Origin of the sequence: Noviherbaspirillum sp. (assembly GCF_035654295.1) — a bacterium.
Lineage (GTDB): Bacteria > Pseudomonadota > Gammaproteobacteria > Burkholderiales > Burkholderiaceae_D > Noviherbaspirillum.
This window is the reverse complement of sequence record NZ_DASRXF010000081.1, coordinates 1-2,079: the sequence shown is the minus strand read 5'-3', so window position 1 is coordinate 2,079 and position 2,079 is coordinate 1. Positions and strand designations below refer to the sequence as shown.

General features: G+C 63.9%; 1 protein-coding gene and 2 pseudogenes. All 3 read right to left on the bottom strand.

What is annotated here, in order from left to right; translation table 11 throughout:
* A pseudogene (locus VFF99_RS08780) lies at nucleotides 1-252 on the bottom strand (phosphomannomutase/phosphoglucomutase); the annotation flags it as partial.
* 64 nt (nucleotides 253-316) lie between these two features.
* Nucleotides 317-1,414: a glycosyltransferase gene (locus VFF99_RS08775; RefSeq protein WP_325016965.1), complete on the bottom strand. Its 1,098-nt coding sequence runs from the start codon at nucleotides 1,412-1,414 to the stop codon at nucleotides 317-319.
* A gap of 162 nt (nucleotides 1,415-1,576) precedes the next feature.
* Nucleotides 1,577-2,079 (bottom strand): annotated as a pseudogene (locus VFF99_RS08770) (hypothetical protein); the annotation flags it as partial.

Genomic DNA, 2,079 nt, shown 5'->3' with positions numbered 1-2,079 from the left:
CATCGGCGTGGCCACCACGCCGAGGTCGATGACGTTGATGCCGGCGCGCTGCAGGCCGGAGGCCAGCGCGGCAGACAATTCCGGGCCGGACAGGCGGCCGTCGCGGCCGATGATGACGGTCTGTTCGCCCTTGATGCGGGCGGCGGTGCCGAAGGCCTGGCCGATCTGGCGCGCCACGCCGATGTCGAGGGTCTTGCCGACGATGCCGCGGATGTCGTAGGCCTTGAAGATGCTTTGCGAAATTGAAGACATGATCGATCGAATAATGTGGTGGAAATTGACAGAATGCGGGGCCGCGGTGAAGTTCGCGCCCGCCCTATTTCTTTCTCTTGCCGAAAATCATCCAGCGCGGCGAGCGGAAGCGCACGATGCGCGCATACAACCAGACGTAGCTCATCACGAACAGCAGGCTCAGCACCATGAGTACCCAGGTATGGCGCCAGAACGCGGTGGCCGGGACCACGGCCATCAGCGAGAGCAGCCAGAGGTAGGGCGAGGTCATTGCGTTGCGCAGGTTCATCGCGCGCGCGTCGCGCCCGCCGACCGCCCACAATACCACCCGGCGGAAGATGAGACTGTGCAGGTGGATGCCGTCCGGCGTGCCCGGGGACTGTCCGCGCAGGAACAGGCGCCGGTAGGCCGAGAATATGGTTTCGAAGGCCGGGTAGATCAGCAGCAGCACCGCATACCAGGTAGAGACCTGCGGGTTGCGCATGACCAGCAGCACCGTCAGCTCGGCCAGCATGAAGCCGAGGAAGTAGGCGCCGCCGTCGCCGAGGAAGATCAGGCCGACCGGATAGTTCCACACGAGGAAACCCGCTGCGGCGCCGGCCACGATGAGGGCGGCAACCAGGACAAAGGTATCGTTGACCTGCAGCGCGACATAGGCGAGCGACATCAGCATGCTGATCGTCACCACCGTCGCCAGGCCGTTGAAGCCGTCGATGATGTTGATGGCATTGGCAATGCCGGCCACGGCGAGCACGGTCAGCGGCAGGGTGATCCACAGGTAGCTGATGGTCCACTGCGAAAAGAGCCAGTCGATGCGCTCCACCTTGGCATCGATCAGGAAGTAGCCCATGGCCGCCGCAGTCATGGTCAGCAGCAGGCGGCGCGAGGGGCTGACCCGCTTGGTGAAGTCTTCGACGATGCCGCCGAGAAAGGCCACCGCGGAACAGATCAGCAGCAGCAGCACGCCATGGCCGATGGGCGGCGTGCGCCACATCGCGATGGCGGCGGTGAGGATGACGGCGATGAAGATGCTCAGCCCGCCGATGCGCGGAACGGCGCGCGCATGCACCTTTTGCACGCCTTCGAGGTCGTTGTCGAGCGCGGCCCGGTGCAGGGTGCCGTGCCTGATCACGAGCAGGGTCAGCAGTGCGGAAGCAATGAAACTGATGAGAAAAGACGACATGTATTGTTGTGACGGAACGCCTGGCCGGCCTGATCCGCTTGTGGCGAAGGCAGCCTTCCTGCGCGACCGGATATTGCCGGCGAAAAGAATGTGACAGTCTAAATTATTGACAGATGTTAATCACGCAATTACATCGAATATTACGAATTCCCGACAAAATAATTACACTTTCGGCAATGGCCGGAGCCGGCCGCGCAGGAACACCTCGCGACGGTCATCTGCATTGAGCAGGCCGAACCAGGCGATCGCCGCGCCGCCGGCAAGCGCCGCTGCGCACAACCCCGCACGCCACTGCCATGCGGCGTCCGGTCCGGAGAAGGCGCCGCCAAGCGCAATGAAGCTCACACCGACCAACATCGGCACCGTCACCGGACGCGCGCTTTCCTGTCCCACCAGGCGCAGCAGCAGCAGGCAATCGAGGAACACCCGCAACACCCACAGGCAGGCGGCACCGGCAATGCCCCATTCCGTGACCGCGGCATACAGCCCGAAGGCGTACAGCGGCAACTCCACCAGCTGTACCTTGGCCGTCAGGTGGGCGCGGCCGACCGCCTGCAGCCAGGCATGCGGCAGGTGCGCGATGGCGTACACGAATATGCCTAGCGCCACGATCTCGACCACGCGGTAGGCATTCTGGGCGAAGGGCGCGCCCAGCCACAGACGCA